Annotated in this window: 16 protein-coding genes and 1 pseudogene; 9 read left to right on the forward strand and 8 right to left on the reverse strand. The window is 45.9% G+C overall.

Going from position 1 to position 15,851, the window contains the following annotated elements:
* Nucleotides 1-58: 58 nt before the first annotated feature.
* The 5 genes from ACRRS0_RS04745 to ACRRS0_RS04765 are packed head-to-tail and all read right to left on the reverse strand — an operon-like array spanning nt 59 to nt 2,940.
* Nucleotides 59-493, reverse strand: coding sequence for a DUF4426 domain-containing protein (locus ACRRS0_RS04745; RefSeq protein WP_432454353.1), 435 nt, complete (start codon nt 491-493; stop codon nt 59-61).
* 58 nt (nt 494-551) lie between these two features.
* The gene (yggU, locus tag ACRRS0_RS04750) at nt 552-839 is read right to left on the reverse strand and encodes a DUF167 family protein YggU (protein ID WP_432454352.1); all 288 of its coding nucleotides are present in this window, start codon (nt 837-839) and stop codon (nt 552-554) included.
* Nucleotides 840-1,385, reverse strand: coding sequence for a YggT family protein (locus ACRRS0_RS04755; RefSeq protein WP_432454351.1), 546 nt, complete (start codon nt 1,383-1,385; stop codon nt 840-842).
* 16 nt (nt 1,386-1,401) lie between these two features.
* Nucleotides 1,402-2,223, reverse strand: a complete 822-nt coding sequence (gene proC / locus ACRRS0_RS04760; protein ID WP_432454350.1) for a pyrroline-5-carboxylate reductase — start codon at nt 2,221-2,223, stop codon at nt 1,402-1,404.
* An 18-nt stretch (nt 2,224-2,241) separates the two neighbouring features.
* Complete coding sequence (locus tag ACRRS0_RS04765; RefSeq protein WP_432454348.1) at nt 2,242-2,940, reverse strand: YggS family pyridoxal phosphate-dependent enzyme; 699 nt, start codon at nt 2,938-2,940, stop codon at nt 2,242-2,244.
* Nucleotides 2,941-2,966: 26 nt separating this feature from the next.
* Between ACRRS0_RS04765 and ACRRS0_RS04770 the strand changes: the two genes are divergently transcribed.
* The 4 genes from ACRRS0_RS04770 (at nt 2,967) to ACRRS0_RS04785 (ending at nt 6,846) form a co-directional block, all read left to right on the forward strand.
* On the forward strand, nt 2,967-4,001 hold the full coding sequence (locus tag ACRRS0_RS04770) for a type IV pilus twitching motility protein PilT (protein WP_432454346.1): 1,035 nt from the start codon (nt 2,967-2,969) through the stop codon (nt 3,999-4,001).
* Nucleotides 4,002-4,009: 8 nt separating this feature from the next.
* Nucleotides 4,010-5,128, forward strand: a complete 1,119-nt coding sequence (locus tag ACRRS0_RS04775) for a PilT/PilU family type 4a pilus ATPase (protein ID WP_432454345.1) — start codon at nt 4,010-4,012, stop codon at nt 5,126-5,128.
* A 14-nt stretch (nt 5,129-5,142) separates the two neighbouring features.
* A complete protein-coding gene (gene yaaA, locus ACRRS0_RS04780) occupies nt 5,143-5,916 on the forward strand; it encodes a peroxide stress protein YaaA (protein WP_432454344.1) in 774 nt (257 codons plus the stop codon).
* 186 nt (nt 5,917-6,102) lie between these two features.
* Entirely contained in the window at nt 6,103-6,846 is a 744-nt protein-coding gene (locus tag ACRRS0_RS04785; protein WP_432454342.1) for an OmpA family protein, read from the forward strand.
* Nucleotides 6,847-6,908: 62 nt separating this feature from the next.
* Here ACRRS0_RS04785 and srmB read toward each other — a convergent pair whose 3' ends face one another.
* Nucleotides 6,909-8,162 (reverse strand): ATP-dependent RNA helicase SrmB, encoded by a 1,254-nt coding sequence (gene srmB, locus ACRRS0_RS04790; protein WP_432456097.1) that lies wholly within the window; start codon nt 8,160-8,162, stop codon nt 6,909-6,911.
* 149 nt (nt 8,163-8,311) lie between these two features.
* Between srmB and ACRRS0_RS04795 the strand changes: the two genes are divergently transcribed.
* Together ACRRS0_RS04795 and brnQ are read left to right on the forward strand one after the other, a co-directional pair.
* Entirely contained in the window at nt 8,312-8,986 is a 675-nt protein-coding gene (locus tag ACRRS0_RS04795) for a tRNA1(Val) (adenine(37)-N6)-methyltransferase (protein WP_439022895.1), read from the forward strand.
* Between the two features lie 126 nt (nt 8,987-9,112).
* Nucleotides 9,113-10,420, forward strand: coding sequence for a branched-chain amino acid transport system II carrier protein (brnQ, locus tag ACRRS0_RS04800; protein WP_432454340.1), 1,308 nt, complete (start codon nt 9,113-9,115; stop codon nt 10,418-10,420).
* 694 nt (nt 10,421-11,114) lie between these two features.
* Here the strand turns inward: brnQ and ACRRS0_RS04805 are convergent.
* Nucleotides 11,115-11,252: pseudogene (locus tag ACRRS0_RS04805) on the reverse strand (IS3 family transposase); the annotation flags it as partial.
* A 317-nt stretch (nt 11,253-11,569) separates the two neighbouring features.
* Complete coding sequence (gene fldB / locus ACRRS0_RS04810; RefSeq protein WP_432456096.1) at nt 11,570-12,094, reverse strand: flavodoxin FldB; 525 nt, start codon at nt 12,092-12,094, stop codon at nt 11,570-11,572.
* A 104-nt stretch (nt 12,095-12,198) separates the two neighbouring features.
* Between fldB and xerD the strand changes: the two genes are divergently transcribed.
* From xerD to recJ, 3 genes are all read left to right on the forward strand, one after another.
* Nucleotides 12,199-13,107, forward strand: coding sequence for a site-specific tyrosine recombinase XerD (gene xerD, locus ACRRS0_RS04815; protein WP_432454339.1), 909 nt, complete (start codon nt 12,199-12,201; stop codon nt 13,105-13,107).
* Between the two features lie 90 nt (nt 13,108-13,197).
* Entirely contained in the window at nt 13,198-14,019 is an 822-nt protein-coding gene (locus tag ACRRS0_RS04820; RefSeq protein ID WP_432454337.1) for a thioredoxin fold domain-containing protein, read from the forward strand.
* Between the two features lie 69 nt (nt 14,020-14,088).
* Entirely contained in the window at nt 14,089-15,810 is a 1,722-nt protein-coding gene (gene recJ / locus ACRRS0_RS04825; RefSeq protein WP_432454336.1) for a single-stranded-DNA-specific exonuclease RecJ, read from the forward strand.
* Nucleotides 15,811-15,851: the final 41 nt, after the last annotated feature.

Raw genomic sequence — 15,851 nt, forward strand, 5'->3', positions numbered from 1 at the left:
GTGTAATCGAAGGGCTTGCTTGCCAAAAGCCCTAATCGCCTGCTTGATCGATATTGGCTTATTCTACATAAAATTTATGATTGAATTTAAGCCGCTGCTGTTTAGGGCCTTCACCAATCAAGATCTCAAAGCGAAAGGTTTCCTCGTTGCTAAAACGCAGTTGCGCAAGGTAGTAGACTGAATCGCCTTCACGAACTTCTTGGAATTCTAATTGATTTTGATTGCCAATTAAGTTTTGCGCGGTTCCCGATATTTTGACCGCTAGAGCTGGCTTCCCTTTTGCTTTTGCATCTAACACTGTGATGTTAATTAAGCCTTTGTAGCGACTACGTTCCAGTTGGTACACCTTGGCGACTTCGGCGGGAATAAAAGTGGAGTTTAGGGCCATATAGTGGACTTCATAGTCACCTAACAAGACTTTTTGTTCAGCCTGGCTGGGAAAGGCAAACAGTAGCAGGCTACTGACAAAGCTAAACAATAGATACTTACGCATGATGCTAACCTTTTAAAAAACTTTGGTTTTAGTATAGAAATAAAATGTGGGTCATTGCTTACATTAAGTTGGCAATTATTTCAGGAATAATTTGTGGCGATGTTACTTCAATGGTTTTGTGTCGGCCCAAATCACCGCGAATAATGCTTACTTGCGACTTCGCCACCTTGCATTGCTTGGCAATAAATTTACTCAGGTGCTGGTTGGCTTTACCATCGATAGGGGGGGCCGTAATGGCGATTTTAAGTTCTTCGCCATGTAGACCGACGATGGCATCGCGACTCGCTTTGGGTTGCACGTAAACCTGCAAACGCAGGTTTACGCCTTCCATCGACACTGCTGGCATTTACAGCAGGCTCCAAAGCGGGATCCAACCACTAATCAATAAGTTTAAAAAGTTCAAGGCAACAAACAAGACTAAGACCGAGAGATCGAGTCCGCCGATTGCTGGAATAATCCGGCGAATGGGCGAGAGCATCGGTTCTGTGAGTTGCCCTAGTACATATTCTACCGGGCTACGACCTTGGCTCACCCAACTTAAAATCGCGCGGAGTAGCAGCACCCAAAAGATCATATAGCCGGCTTCTTTCAGAGTATTGAGTAGCGCAATGAGTGGCAGTTGCGGCCAGCTAATCCCGCCAGACATTTGCATTAAAAGAGCCCATTTCACTGCGGCAACAAATACTGCCAATAATACTGCTGCCCAATCAACACCAGCAAATCCGGGAATAATTCGACGGATGGGGACCACGATAGGGTTGGTGGCTTTAACAATAAACTGGCTCAATGGGTTATAAAAATCAGCACGAGCCATTTGTAGCCAAACTCGCAGCAATACCACCATCAGGTAGAGGTTGAATACAACTTCAATTAAATAACTAAACGCTTGCATAAGATCCTCTGATTAATTAAAACAAACTTTCCATTTCACGCCCACGCGCAATGGCGGCGTCCATGGCTTGACCGACGATACGCGGTAATTGCTGTTCTTCAAACACGCGAATGGCTTCGGCAGTCGTGCCTCCCTTAGATGTAACATTGGCCCGAAGGGTCGTTAAATCAAGGTCTGGATTAGCCGCGACCAGTTCAGCGCTACCTAAAGCCGATTGTTGCACCAATTGGCGCGCCTGCTCAGGACTAAAACCTAAGTGTTCGGCATGTTGTTGCATGGCTTCCATGAACAAGAAAAAATAAGCAGGTGCACTACCAGCTGCGGCAATAATGTGGTTAATTTGATCTTCTTGTTGTACCCAGCAAGTCTCTCCAACCGCTTGCATCAGTTGCTCTGCTGCTGCGCTTTGTTGGGCGCTTACATCGCTAGGAGCATACAGTCCAGTCATGCCTCGGCCCACTAAGGCTGGTGTATTCGGCATGGTTCTTACAATGGCGGTTTTTTCACCGAGTAGGTTTTTTAAACGTGCGATACTGATACCCGCTGCGATGGAGATAAATAGTTTGTTGGATAAATCGCCGCTTTGCTTGGCCAGATCTTCACAAACGATCGCCATGAGCTGTGGTTTTACCGCTAAAACAATCACATCACTTTGGGCGGTGGCTTGTGCATTATTGTCGGTCACTGGTATCGCAAACTCTTGTTGCAGCTTCTGCTGTTGTTCAAGGTTTGGATCACTGGCGGTGATATTACTTGCGTCGGTGCCATTAGCGATCAGGCCGCCAATTAAACTACTGGCCATGTTGCCGCCACCGATAAACGCAATTCGAACTGTCATGTTGTTGTTCCTTGTTGTTTAGCCACGCTGGCCAAATATAGCACTGCCTATACGTACCATGGTACTGCCATGGTTAATCGCATCTTGCATGTCGCCACTCATGCCCATGGAAAGGGTATCGACACTAGCATATTGCTGCTGTAGTTGAGAAAACTTTTCAGCCATTGCTTTAAATTGTTGGTCTAGTCGCTGATCATTATCGAGTTTCTGCGGAATGGCCATTAAGCCTCGTAAAGTCAAATTGGGTAAGCTGGCAACATAAGCTGCCAACTCATCCACTTGCGTGAGGCTTAGTCCCGATTTTGCCGATTCTTGACTAATATTAACTTGTAAGCACACTTGAAGCGGTGCCATTTTGTTGGGACGTTGTGCATTCAGGCGCTCGGCTATTTTGTCCCGCGCTAGGGTTTGCATCCAGTCGAAGTGTTCTGCAACCAAGCGAGTCTTATTTGATTGTAAGGGGCCAATAAAGTGCCACTCTATCGGATCTTTTAGCCAAGTTTGTTGTCGACTTTGAACGATTTTATCGACGCCTTCTTGGACATAGTTTTCACCAAATAAGCGTTGTCCAGCTTGGTAGGCTGCAGCAATGTCGCTCAGCGGTTTGGTTTTACTGACCGCCAGCAAAGCTACACTATTTGGCGGACGATGTGCTTGAGCTAACGCTTGCTGAATTTCTTGGTTAACAAATTGAAGTGCTTGGGTAATACTGCTCATAGTCTCAACATCGGGGAAATGAATAAATGGATGTTACTGAATTACTAGCCTTTAGTGTAAAACATAACGCGTCTGATCTACACCTATCTGCGGAATTACCACCAATGATTCGAGTGGATGGGGAAGTCAGAAAGATTAATTTGCCCGCCTTAGAGCATAAACAGGTACATAGTCTAATTTATGACATCATGAATGATAAGCAGCGTAAAGAATATGAGGAAAACTTGGAAATCGATTTTTCCTTTGAAGTTCCCGGTATTGCGCGCTTCAGGGTGAATGCATTTCAACAGAGTAGAGGCTCGGCGGCGGTATTTCGGACGATTCCCTCCGAGGTGCTGACTTTAGACCAGCTGGCTGCCCCCGCAATTTTTAGACAAATTTCTGAACACCCGCGTGGATTAGTGCTGGTGACTGGCCCCACTGGCTCAGGTAAATCAACCACCTTGGCGGCGATGATTGATTATATTAATGAGCAGCGTCATGAACACATTTTAACCATTGAAGACCCCATTGAATTTGTCCATAAAAATAAAAATTGTTTGATTAACCAACGTGAAGTACATCGAGATACCCATAGTTTCACTAATGCCTTACGTTCAGCCCTACGTGAAGATCCAGACATTATTTTAGTCGGTGAATTAAGGGATTTAGAAACCATTCGCTTAGCGCTGACTGCCGCTGAAACTGGGCATTTGGTGTTTGGTACGCTGCATACCACCTCGGCGGCGAAAACCATTGACCGGGTGATTGATGTCTTCCCTGCAGCAGAAAAAGACATGGTTCGCTCGATGTTATCTGAATCTTTAAGGGCGGTCATTGCGCAAACCCTACTGAAAAAACTTGGCGGTGGGCGAGTGGCTGCCCACGAGATTATGGTTGGTATTCCAGCGATTCGGAACTTGATCCGCGAAGACAAGGTGGCACAGATGTATTCGGTGATCCAAACCGGTATGGCCCATGGAATGCAAACCCTTGATCAAAATTTAAAAGAATTAGTCAATCAAGGTTTGGTGGCTTATAACGATGCGAAAGCGAAAGCGGCTGATCCCAATAACTTTTAGGAGCTTCGATGTTACTTGATCAATTATTGCGAGAGATGTCGGAGCGCAAGGCCTCCGATTTGTATATATCGGTAGGCGTTCCTCCTAGCGCCAAGATTAGTGGGCGTTTACAGCCGCTCAGTGAACAACCAGTGAAGCCTGAACAAGTAATGGCAATGTTGTCCAGCATTCGGAGTGAGTCGCAGCTGCAGGCATTTCTGCAGGAGCTCGAAGCTAACTTTGCAATTGCTCGTCAAGGTTTGGGCCGTTATCGGGTGAGCGCATTTTTCCAGCGTGAACAGCCGAGTATGGTGATCCGCCGGATTGAAACTGAAATCCCCAGTTTCGAACAGCTACAATTGCCTCCAATTCTGAAAGAAGTTGGCTTGTCAAAACGAGGCTTAATCTTATTTGTAGGGGCAACTGGTGCGGGTAAGTCGACCACCCAAGCCAGTATGATTGATTACCGCAACCATCATTCAAGTGGACATATTTTAACCATTGAAGATCCGGTGGAATTTATGCACAAACACGCTGGCTGCATTGTTAATCAGCGTGAAGTGGGGATCGATACCCCTTCTTTTGAAGAGGCCTTGAAGAACTCTTTGCGTCAGGCGCCGGATGTTATTTTAATCGGTGAAATTCGAACCCGTGAAACCATGGAATTTGCGCTGCAATTCTCCGAAACCGGTCATCTGTGTATGGCGACCTTACATGCCAACAACGCCAACCAAGCTCTGGATAGAATCATGCATTTAGTACCAGAAGAGCGGCATCGGCAATTGTGTTTTGATCTTTCTTTTAACCTGCGAGCGATTGTCGCGCAGCAGCTGGTTCCGGTGAAAGACGGGAGTAGCCGCCGTGGCGTATTTGAAATCTTGTTAAATACGCCGCTCGCTGCCGACATTATTCGCAAGGGTGATATGCATAAACTGAAAGACCTCATGAATCGGTCGCGAGAGCAGGGCATGCTGACCTTCGATCAGAGCCTGTTTGATCTCTATGAAAGTGGCGTAATTGGTTACGCCGAAGCGATTGCGCATGCCGATTCGCCAAATGATTTAAGGTTGATGATTAAATTGCAAGGCAGTGATAAATCTAATAACTTAGACAGCGGAATGTTAGACGGTGTGACCGTCGATTATTAGGACAAAGGAGCATTATGTTAGCGGTTATTTCACCAGCTAAAACCTTAGATTTTAGTTCAGCAGTACCTTGCACTAAAGCCACCCGCCCAGCGATGTTAGCGCATAGCGCAAAGTTGATTGAGGTGGCTCGGCAATTGAGTCCTGCGGAGATTGCTAGTCTAATGAAAATTAGTGATAAGTTGGCGGGGTTAAATGCGGCACGCTTTGCAGAGTGGTCCGCTGATTTACCGGAAGACCTCGCTCGGCAGGCAATTTTTGCCTTTAAAGGTGATGTTTATACTGGTTTAGATGCTTATCGTTTAGATGCGTCGCAACTTGATCATGCGCAGCAGCATCTGCGGATCTTATCTGGCCTATATGGTTGCCTCCGCCCCCTCGATCTGATGATGGCCTACCGTTTGGAAATGGGGATTAAGTTGGCGAATGAGCGTGGTAGTAACTTATACCAGTTCTGGGGAGAGCTAATTACTGAACAGTTAAATTTAGCCCTGGAACAGCAAGCAGATAATGTTTTGCTAAACTTAGCCTCCAACGAGTATTTCAAAGCGGTAAAACTTAAATCACTGAATGCTCGAGTGGTGACCCCTGTATTTAAAGATCAGAAAAATGGTCAGTACAAGATCATTAGTTTTTATGCTAAAAAAGCGCGAGGTTTAATGGCCCGTTATCTGCTGGAACAAAAGCCTAATAATCTCGAGCAACTCTGTGCTTTTAATGCTGATGGTTACTATTTTGATGAAGCGAGTTCCGATGCTAACCATTTAACGTTCTTACGTGATCACGCTTAATTTGCTTTAAACTTAGGGCTTATGTATCGCGAGAGTTTCGGCGTTTTTATTGATTCACTTGTTATCTTGGAAAAGCCCTGCCAATATTGAATATAACTGCCATGAAGAGCAGTTTTTGGTAATAGCTAACTTATTTTTGCTCAAGGTTGTCGACAGAGAAGTCGAAAAAGTCCATATGGAGAGAGTATGAAAAATAAGATTGTAGTGGTCATGGCATTGTTGGGTGTTGCAACATTGTCAGGTTGTTCGAATGCACCTAAAGGGGATGCTGGGATTATTTGCCCAGCCATTGGTGGCGGTCTTGGTGCCTTGATTGGTGGTGGTGCTGGCGCTGTCGGTGGCGTTATTACTGGGGCGATGTTCTGCGCCAATCCAGATCAAGATGGTGATGGAGTCATTAATAGTCAAGATGAATGTCCAGATACCCCCGCCGGTACTGTGGTTGATGAACGCGGTTGTGCTGCAGTTGAAGAGGCCGTCGTTGAACAAGCTGTTGTAGAAGAAGCTGTGGTTGTAGAACAAGTAGCGGTGGTCGCGGCTGCTGCAGTGTTGATCCCAGAAGGCTGTGAACAATATGTGATGGTTGATGGCGATAAAGTGATGGGCTTCAAACACGTTCTTTTTGGTTTCAACAAAGATAAGTATAGCCAAGCAGAGCAAGCTAAAGTAGATTGTATCGCCGATACAATTATGGCTAACGATCTGACGATTGATGCCGTGGGTTACACCGACAGTGTCGGTAATGCCGATTACAATATGGCTTTGAGTCAACGCCGAGCAAATAACGTTGCCGATGCATTGCGAGCCTCAGGGGTAAGCGCCAGTACGACTATCGAGAAAGGTAAAGGGGCTGCGGCACCAGTTGCCAGTAATGCAACTGAAGCGGGTCGCGCAGACAATCGCCGAGTTGAAGTTCGGGTTTATCACTAAGTAACAAGCAACGAAGAGACAATGAAAAGCCACGCATTGCGTGGCTTTTTTGTTGTCGTGGGTTACTTGGCTTTTTTGGCTAGTTTTTTTGCGCGCCCTTTAGCGCGTTTTTTCGCCAATTTTTTATCGACAACGGTTTTTGGTTTTTTCTTTTTCGCCGGGGCCGCAGATATTTTATGAGTGGGGCGTAGACCTTCGATCACTCGACGCTTAATCGGCTCTTCGGTGTAGCGTTCGGCCTTGGCTAAGGCGCTCATGTCATGCGCCTCGACTAAGTTGATCGCTATCCCTTTGCGGCCTGCACGCGCAGTACGTCCTATTCGGTGCACATAAACATCTGGGGTGTGTGGCAAGTCGTAGTTAAATACATGACTAATTTCAGGGACATCAAGTCCGCGTGCTGCAACATCGGTGGCAATCAGGAATTTCACTTCGCCATCACGAAAGGCTTGCATTGCTTGATTACGTTTATCTTGTGCCATTTCACCACGTAAATAGGACGCTTTAATATCATCACTTTGTAGGCGCTCGGCTAAGGCGTATAAACGTTCTCGGGTTTTTACAAATACTACGCTACGTTCGATGTCTTCATTTAATAGGTAGTGGCGCAATAGTTGGTATTTGTGTTCAGCATCATCACAGAAATGAACAATCTGTTGGATCTTGGCTCGTTCTCTGCGTGGTGGCTCAACTTCGATCTGCTGAGGATTGCTCATTACTTTTTCAGCAAAACGTAGCAGCCCGGCACCTTCTAAGGTGGCGGAAAATAAAGCGGTTTGGCTACGTTCACTGGTGGCATCGCTGATGGTCTCCATGTCATTAATGAAACCCATGTCTAACATGCGATCAGCTTCATCGAGGATCAAGACTTCAATGGCTTGGCAATCAAATACTTTGTAGGTGATGTATTCCATTAAACGGCCAGGAGTCGCTATCACAATATCAATGTTGCCCTTGAGCTGTTCGGCGTGGACGTCATATTTGACCCCGCCGGTAATATCCATGATGCTTAGTCTGGTATGCGCGGTTGCTTGGCGAGCTTGCTCGGCCACCTGCATTGCGAGTTCTCGGGTCGGAGTTAAAATTAACACACGACCAGGACCTGCTTTACGGCGCGGATAATCCAGCAGATGCTGAATTGCCGGCAGCAAAAATGCCAAGGTTTTGCCGGTGCCAGTGGGGGCACTGGCTAATACATCTCGACCGTCTAGCATCGCTGGGATGGTTTGTTGTTGGATTGTGGTGGCTTTAGTTAAGCCCATATCTTCAACCGCGTGTAAAATTTGTGGGTCGAGGTCGAGGTCTTCAAAGGTCATTGGAAAATCTGCCAGTTTGTGAGGCGCCATCGACTTGAACCAAAAGCGCGGGTCATTTACATTCGCGGCATAGTATAGCGCCAAACTAAGGCAAGCAAGAAGTGATCAATCATAATCAATGTTCGGGTTTCACTTTTAAGCAGTTTCATGTGGCTCATGATCGCTGCGCGATGAAGGTGGGAACCGATGGGATTTTACTCGCGGCATGGCTAACTCTGCCAGCGGAGTGTCGACTGCTCGATGTAGGATGTGGCACTGGCTTAATCAGTTTGATGTTGGCGCAACGTATGCTGGGCAATGTTCAGATTGATGCCATCGACATTGACGCAGATGCTTGCCAGCAGACTCGACAAAATGTTGCCCATAGTCCTTGGCCAGAAGCGATTCAAGTTTTTCATCAGAGTATGCAACAGTTTAGTTGTGCGCAGCCCTATTCGTTAATTGTATCGAACCCGCCTTATTTCCCCGCTGGACAGGTGTTTGAGCATAAACGTCAGCAAGCTCGGCATGATGGCGACTTGAGCGCAGAGCAGTTTTTTAGCGCGCTCCAGTCATTGTCTGATGTGCAAACTCGAGTTGGCTTAATTTTGCCTTGTACCGAGGCACCACGCTGGTTGACTTGTGCGGCAACCAAAGGCTGGTTGGTTGAGCGTAAGGCAATGGTTCGTTCATTGCCGCATAAGGCACCGATCCGAATGTTGTTATTATTGTCGAAACAGGTTCATATTCCGGCTCATAGTGAACAAATTCTTATCTATCAAGAAGATAAAAATTATAGTCCACAATATGTATCGCTTTGTAGAGATTTCTACCTAAACATGTAGAGTTTTTGGTTATTGCTAGAGATCAAAGTTCACCAATTCAGCTTGATTCACTGCTTTTATGTTTTATTTGCGTAATATATACTCCGCGGTTAATTGAGGATGCGGTGATTAACACGGGGGATACACATGTCCAAAGCACTTGGCTCATGGAACACGATGAGTTTAGGCTTAATGCTTTTTGCTTTCTTTTTAGGGGCCGGAAACTTAATTTTTCCGCCGATGGCCGGCATGTTAGCGGGAGATAATTTGCTGTTATCGATGTTGGGCTTCTTAGTGACAGCTGTAGGGCTTCCCTTGTTAGGTTTGTTAGCGATAGCCAAGGCAGGTGGTGGAATTGTGCAGTTGGGTCGCTACTTGCCAAGTCAAATTGCTAATTTAATCGCGCTCTCGATTTATTTAGTCTTGGTTCCCATGTTCGGGATCCCCCGTACCTGTTTGGTTGCCTATGAACTTGGTTTTGTCCCCCTGGTTGAAAATGCTAGCCAGCTAACGCTGATGGCTTATTCTTTGTTTTATTTTATTGCTGCATTATTTTTTATTTTGCGTCGTGGCGGGTTAATTGACTCGGTTGGTAAAGTGATTACTCCGCTGTTGGTTATTTGTATTGCAGTGATTGGCGTTACGTTATTTAGCCACCCTTTTGCCGAGATAGCGCCAGCCCAGCAGGGCTTTGCCGAAATGCCATTTGGTCAAGGTTTTATCGATGGTTATAACACCATGGATGCGCTTGCCGCTTTGATGTTTGGGGTATTGATGGTCGATGCCTTAAATAACAAAGGTGTGACTGATCAACGTCAGCAATTTGGCTATTTGGTGAAAGCCAGCTTGATTGCTGCTTTAGGACTCTCTCTGTTTTATGTGGTGTTGTTTTACTTAGGGGCTACCGCGACGGGGGTGGCGCTGGGTGCGAACAACGGCGGTGAAATTATTGTTGCCTACGTGAAAGTATTATTTGGTCCTCAAGGCCAATGGTTGTTGGCTGCCGTGGTGAGTCTTGCATGTTTTACTACGGCTATTGGTGGGGTGTCTTCTTTCGCGACTTACCTGAGTGATAATACCAAGATCTCTTATAAATATATTGCAATTATGAGTGTGGCTTGTTGTGCCTTGGTCGCCAATATTGGACTCAATCAGTTATTGCTGGTATCGATCCCCATCTTGATTGGGATCTATCCGGTGGCGGTTGCTTTAATTGCTTTCAACATGCTGGTGACTTGGTTTAAGCGTCCCAAAATGACGGCGCGATTGATGGTTGGGGTCGCGGCATTGTTTGGGCTTCTCGACGCCATTAAAGCGACAGGGGTGAATATGGACGCATTTAATATTCTACCTGGATTTAGCCAAGGATTTGCATGGCTACTGCCTACGCTCGCAGCTGTGATTGTGAGCCTGTTGGTCGGGCCTCAAAAGGAACGGCTTGCGGAAACGGCCTAATACAGCTGTTTGGTGTAACAGGCCACTATGATTGTGGCCGATACCCGAAGTTTGGTTGTAATTTTAAGCGTTCGTCATGCTTTGTGCTTGTGTGGCAACCATGCAAGCCGCTGCAATGCATGTTACTCAAACGATATTAAAATAGTTGCTTAGCGGTCTACCAAAGTACGGAGATAGTCTTGGAAATTGACTTTGCTTTGTCAGTATCTATAAGGTTTGGGTGAGTTTAGTCAGAAACATATCCTAAAATTCGAAGAACAATCATTTGCCCTATTTATCAGAGATAACTCGAGTGAGTGATTGCTGGTTTAACGGGTGTTATTTTGTCACCTCAATTCAAATCAGGTTTCTTTAGTTGTCTGCTCTTTGAGAAATCACCGCATCGTTAGTCTGCTATTGGCTCAAGTTGAGAGCGAAGCTAAGCGCAGCGATATTCCAAATGTTATCGTCGATACTTATACATTCTAGGCCCCACATTTTACGAGTCATTTGGGTTTGTAGACATAGGGCGCTATACCGATTATTTAGTGAAAGGTGTAGACAAAATTTTTACCAAAGGCGCTTAGAAAACAACTAACGAATCAGCCGATGTTCCTTTCTTTAGTCAATCTGTAATATGCTTTTTACGGGCCAAAGCTTGCGACTGTTATCAAGGTGAATCGCCCCGACAAATTCGCAGGCAGGTTTATTTGAGTTATGCTGCCCGAGTATCGGGCAACTGTCGATAGTAGTTTTCTTCGTATTCTGCTGGCGGTATATCACCAATCGAACTCAGCAGCCGTCTGTTGTTGAACCCGTCAACCCAGTCCTGTGTAGCCAGTTCAACCTGCTCCAAAAAAACCGGGTACTGGTTTATTGAACATAATGGAAAAATCGTAGGAGGAGCTTCACCGCTGCCTGCTGAACCAGATGTATGTGAATTGTAAAAACTGTATTTTTTAGCACCAATAGAGGACATGATTTCACTAAGTGAAGGACGGTTCGTACAGCTCTTTAAACAAACCAAAGCGCTCGCTTATCCACCATTAATTTAATGGCTGGCCCTCAGTATATTGTTGATCGGGCCAAGTAAATCACAAGTGGCAGCAGCCTCATAAGTTTTGCTTAGCCCTACATGACGGTGCTCGATGTGAGTGCAGTAAGGTCTGGTTAAGCAATGCCTAATTGTTGCAGTTCTTGGCTTAATTGCTGGCACCAGCTGGCAATGCGCTGGTCGCTGAGATCATATTGATTTTCGTCATCTAAAGCTAAACCATAGAAAAACTCTCCATCTTCTGTGAGCGCTTTAGAGACCTCGAACTCATAGCCTTGGTTTGGCCAAAAGCCGATAAAATTCGCGCCAGAAGGGGCGAGTTGTTCAAACAACATGCCCATGGCATCTAAAAACCATTCGCAGTAACCCACTTGATCACCTAAGCCAAACAGAGCGATGGTTTTATTTTTCAGGTCGAGTGTTTCAAGATTGTCCCAGACGGCTTCCCAATCTTCCTGTAATTCGCCATAATCCCAAGTAGAAATACCCAGAATAAGTACCGAATAATCGCTCATTTTCTGAATATCACAGTCTTTCACATTAAATAGATCTACTTGGTCTTCGCCAAATTCAGCTTGAATTTTTTCGGCGGCCATTTCGGTATAACAAGTAGATGAGCCATAAAAGAGGCCAATACGCATGGGTAAACGTCCTTTCGCGTTGGTTTGCAGCGCGGGCAGTGTAGCAAAAGCTTTCAGCAACACCAATATACTCATTTGCAGATTAGTAATCACAGTGAAGCAATATGCCAAGTAAAAATATTCCTGATAGTTCGATGGTTTATCTAGACCGATTTATTGAGCAGTTATGGTTTGAATATAATTTAGCTGATAATACGCTGCTTTCTTATCGTAACGACCTCCAGCAACTGGCGTTATTTTTGACCAAGCAAGGCCTGTTTCTAGAGCGAGCCTCGGCTTTAGATTTACAAGCATTTATTAGTGCACGGTATGAGCAAGGGCAAAAAGCTAGCTCTGCGGCTCGGCAATTATCAACCTTGCGCCGTTTTTATCGTTTTTTGTTACAGCAGCAGCTACGCGAGGATGATCCCACCGCACTATTGGTACAGCCAAAGTTGGCTAAGCATCTGCCAGGAACACTCAGTGAGGCCGAGGTGGACCTTTTGTTGGCTCAGCCACAGCTTGATGATCCGATCCAGCATCGAGATTTAGCCATGCTGGAAGTGTTGTATGCCACCGGTTTACGAGTGACTGAATTGGTTGGCCTGCAAATGGAGCAAGTAAGCTTGCGCCAAGGTTTGGTGAGAGTCGTTGGCAAAGGCGGTAAGGAGCGTTTGGTTCCCTTAGGTGAGCAAGCGGTGGACTGTTTAGAAGGCTATCTACGTCAATCACGGCCCTTATTACTTAAAACTGAGAGTGATGTATTGTTCCCTAGTGCGCGAGGCTGTCAGATGACGCGGCAAACCTTTTGGCACCGGATTAAACGTTACGCAGGCTTAGCTGGCATATCCGAGGGTTTATCGCCACATACCCTGCGTCATGCCTTTGCCACTCACTTGCTGAACCATGGTGCAGACCTAAGGGTGGTTCAAATGTTGTTAGGGCACAGTGACCTATCCACCACGCAAATTTATACGCATGTGGCTAACGAGCGTTTACGTTCGGTCTATGATCAGCATCACCCGCGAGCGTGAGCAACAAGTTTGCATTTATTCAATAGAGACGGTAAGTTTTGCAGAGTTTACTCGGTCTGCTACTACAAGTTCTAATTCGGAGAAGATCTAATGAAGTTATCAAAGGCCCTGGTATTGTCGCTAAGCTTACTTGGTTTGAGTGTTAGTCAAGCTTGGAGCAATAGCAGTACTGAAATAAGTGGTGGCGAGCAAAGCAAAGCGCCTAGTCGTGTATCGGCTCAGTTAGATTTGACTAAAATCCAGCAACTGATCGCTGCTCGTCTTGGGGTTAATATTGACTCTATTGCCGAAACTCCCTTGGCGGGAATTTACGAAGTCGTCAGTAGTCAGGGGATTTTTTATGTGAGTCAAGATGGTAACTACTTGTTGCAAGGCAGCTTGTTTGATTTGGTGAATCGAGTCAATTTAACTGACCAAAGTATGTCTGCGGTACGACTTAAGCAGTTAGCCAATTTTGAAGATGATATGATCACCTTTAAGGCTAAAGATGAAAAATATGTGATTACCGTATTCACTGATACCAGCTGTGGTTATTGTCGTAAGTTGCATAGTGAGTTATACACTTATCAAGAGAAAAATCCCGATACCAATAAGATTGAGCAGTTACCGGGTTATACCGATTTAGGCATTACGGTACGTTACTTAGCCTTCCCGCGGGGTGGTTTACAGTCACCTGCTTACCATACGATGCAAAATGTATGGTGTGCCGATGACAAAGCTGCAGCCTTAAGCTCGGCTAAACAAGGGGGGGCGATTGCGCAGGTTTCCTGTAAGGAAGATGTGATTGAGCAATATCACTTAGGTGAGGCTTTTGGTGTTCGTGGGACACCAGCGATGGTATTGCAAGATGGCAGAATGCTACCTGGTTATCGTCCGCCAGCAGCCCTGCTGGAATTATTACAACGTAGCTAAGTATTGTAGGCTCCTTAGGAGCCTTTTTTATGAGTCCTATTTTGCCCCCTATGTAGAGTACAAAATTACGTGTTATTACGTCGTCGAGAGCAGCTAGATAGCCAGGCTTTACCAGCCGAATGGCCTGAATTACTGAAGCAGATTTATTTACGTCGTGGGGTGCGCAGCGCCGCCGATGTGGAGCGCCGAGCTCAGGCATTGTTACCGTTTAAGGGCTTAAACGGTATGAATGAGGCGGTCAAGCTATTGATTGATCACTTAGCCAATGGCCGTAAAATTTTGGTGGTGGGTGATTTTGATGCCGATGGAGCCACTAGTACTGCCTTACTTATGGCTGGCTTACCGTTGTTTGGCTTTCAATCACTGGATTTCATTGTGCCTAATCGCTTTGAATATGGCTATGGTTTAAGCCCTGAAATCGTCGAGCTTGCGGCGGCTAAAGGTGCGCAGCTGATCATTACCGTAGACAACGGTATTTCAAGTATCGCGGGGGTGGATAAGGCGCAAGCTTTGGGGATCCCGGTCTTAATCACCGATCATCATCTACCTGGCGAACATTTGCCAAAGGCTGCGGCCATTGTGAATCCCAATTTGTCGGCGTGCGCCTTTCCCAGTAAGAACTTAGCGGGTGTTGGGGTGGCATTTTATTTGTTGATGGCTTTACGCAGTAAGATGCGTGAACTTGATTTATTTACTCAACAAGCGATCGCAGAACCTAATATTGCGAATTTACTCGATTTGGTTGCCTTGGGCACGGTGGCGGATGTGGTGCCGCTAGACAGCAATAATCGCATTTTGGTGCATCAAGGTTTACAGCGGATCCGTGCCGGAGTGTGTCGGCCTGGGATCCAAGCCTTAATTGAAGTCTCGGGGCGTAACAAGAGCAACATGGTGGCTAGCGATCTCGGTTTTGCGATTGGTCCGCGTTTAAATGCAGTGGGCCGCTTAGACGACATGAGTTTGGGGATTCATTGTTTGTTGAGTGATGATATTCACCATGCTCGGCAATTAGCGAGTGAAATGGATAGTCTTAATAGTGAGCGTAAAGACATTGAACAAAGTATGCAGCAAGAGGCACAAGTGATTGTTAATCAACTGCGTTTAGATAGTGAGAGCTTACCTAAGGCGCTGTGTTTATATCAGGCTGACTGGCATCAAGGAGTGGTTGGTTTAGTCGCATCACGAATTAAAGAGCAGTATTACCGTCCGGTATTTGCTTTTGCCGACGGTGACAAGGGCGAAGTAAAAGGCTCGGGGCGCTCAGTCGCAGGGGTTCATTTACGTGACTTATTGGAGCGAATTGACACTCAGAATCCGGGCTTGATTAGTAAATTTGGCGGCCATGCAATGGCGGCTGGTTTATCTTTACCTCAGACTCGCTTGGCCGAATTTAAAGCTTGCTTGGAGCAAACCTCTAGCGATTTTGTTGATGAGGATTGTTTAACCCATACTCTATGGAGTGATGGTGAATTGCCAGCTGAATATCAGGTATTGTCGTTTGCCGAGATGCTTCGCGAAGCTGGGCCTTGGGGACAAGGTTTCCCAGAACCGCTATTTGATGGCCATTTCGAACTATGTAGCCAGCGGGTTGTAGGGGAAAAGCACTTGAAGATGAGTGTGAAATTACCTGGAATGTCACAGGAAATTGATGCGATAGCTTTTAATGTGGATCGTAGTGTGTGGCCAAATGCTGCGTTGAAGCAGGTGCAATTAATTTATAAACTGGATGTAAATGAATTTCGTGGGCGACGTAGTTTGCAGTTGCTGGTCGAGCATTTACAAGCGCTATAGGCTCTGTTTAGAAAGCCTTGAAATGAAAGAAAGAGGAAAAC

Origin of the sequence: Agarivorans sp. QJM3NY_29 (assembly GCF_050870835.2) — a bacterium.
GTDB lineage: Bacteria > Pseudomonadota > Gammaproteobacteria > Enterobacterales > Celerinatantimonadaceae > Agarivorans.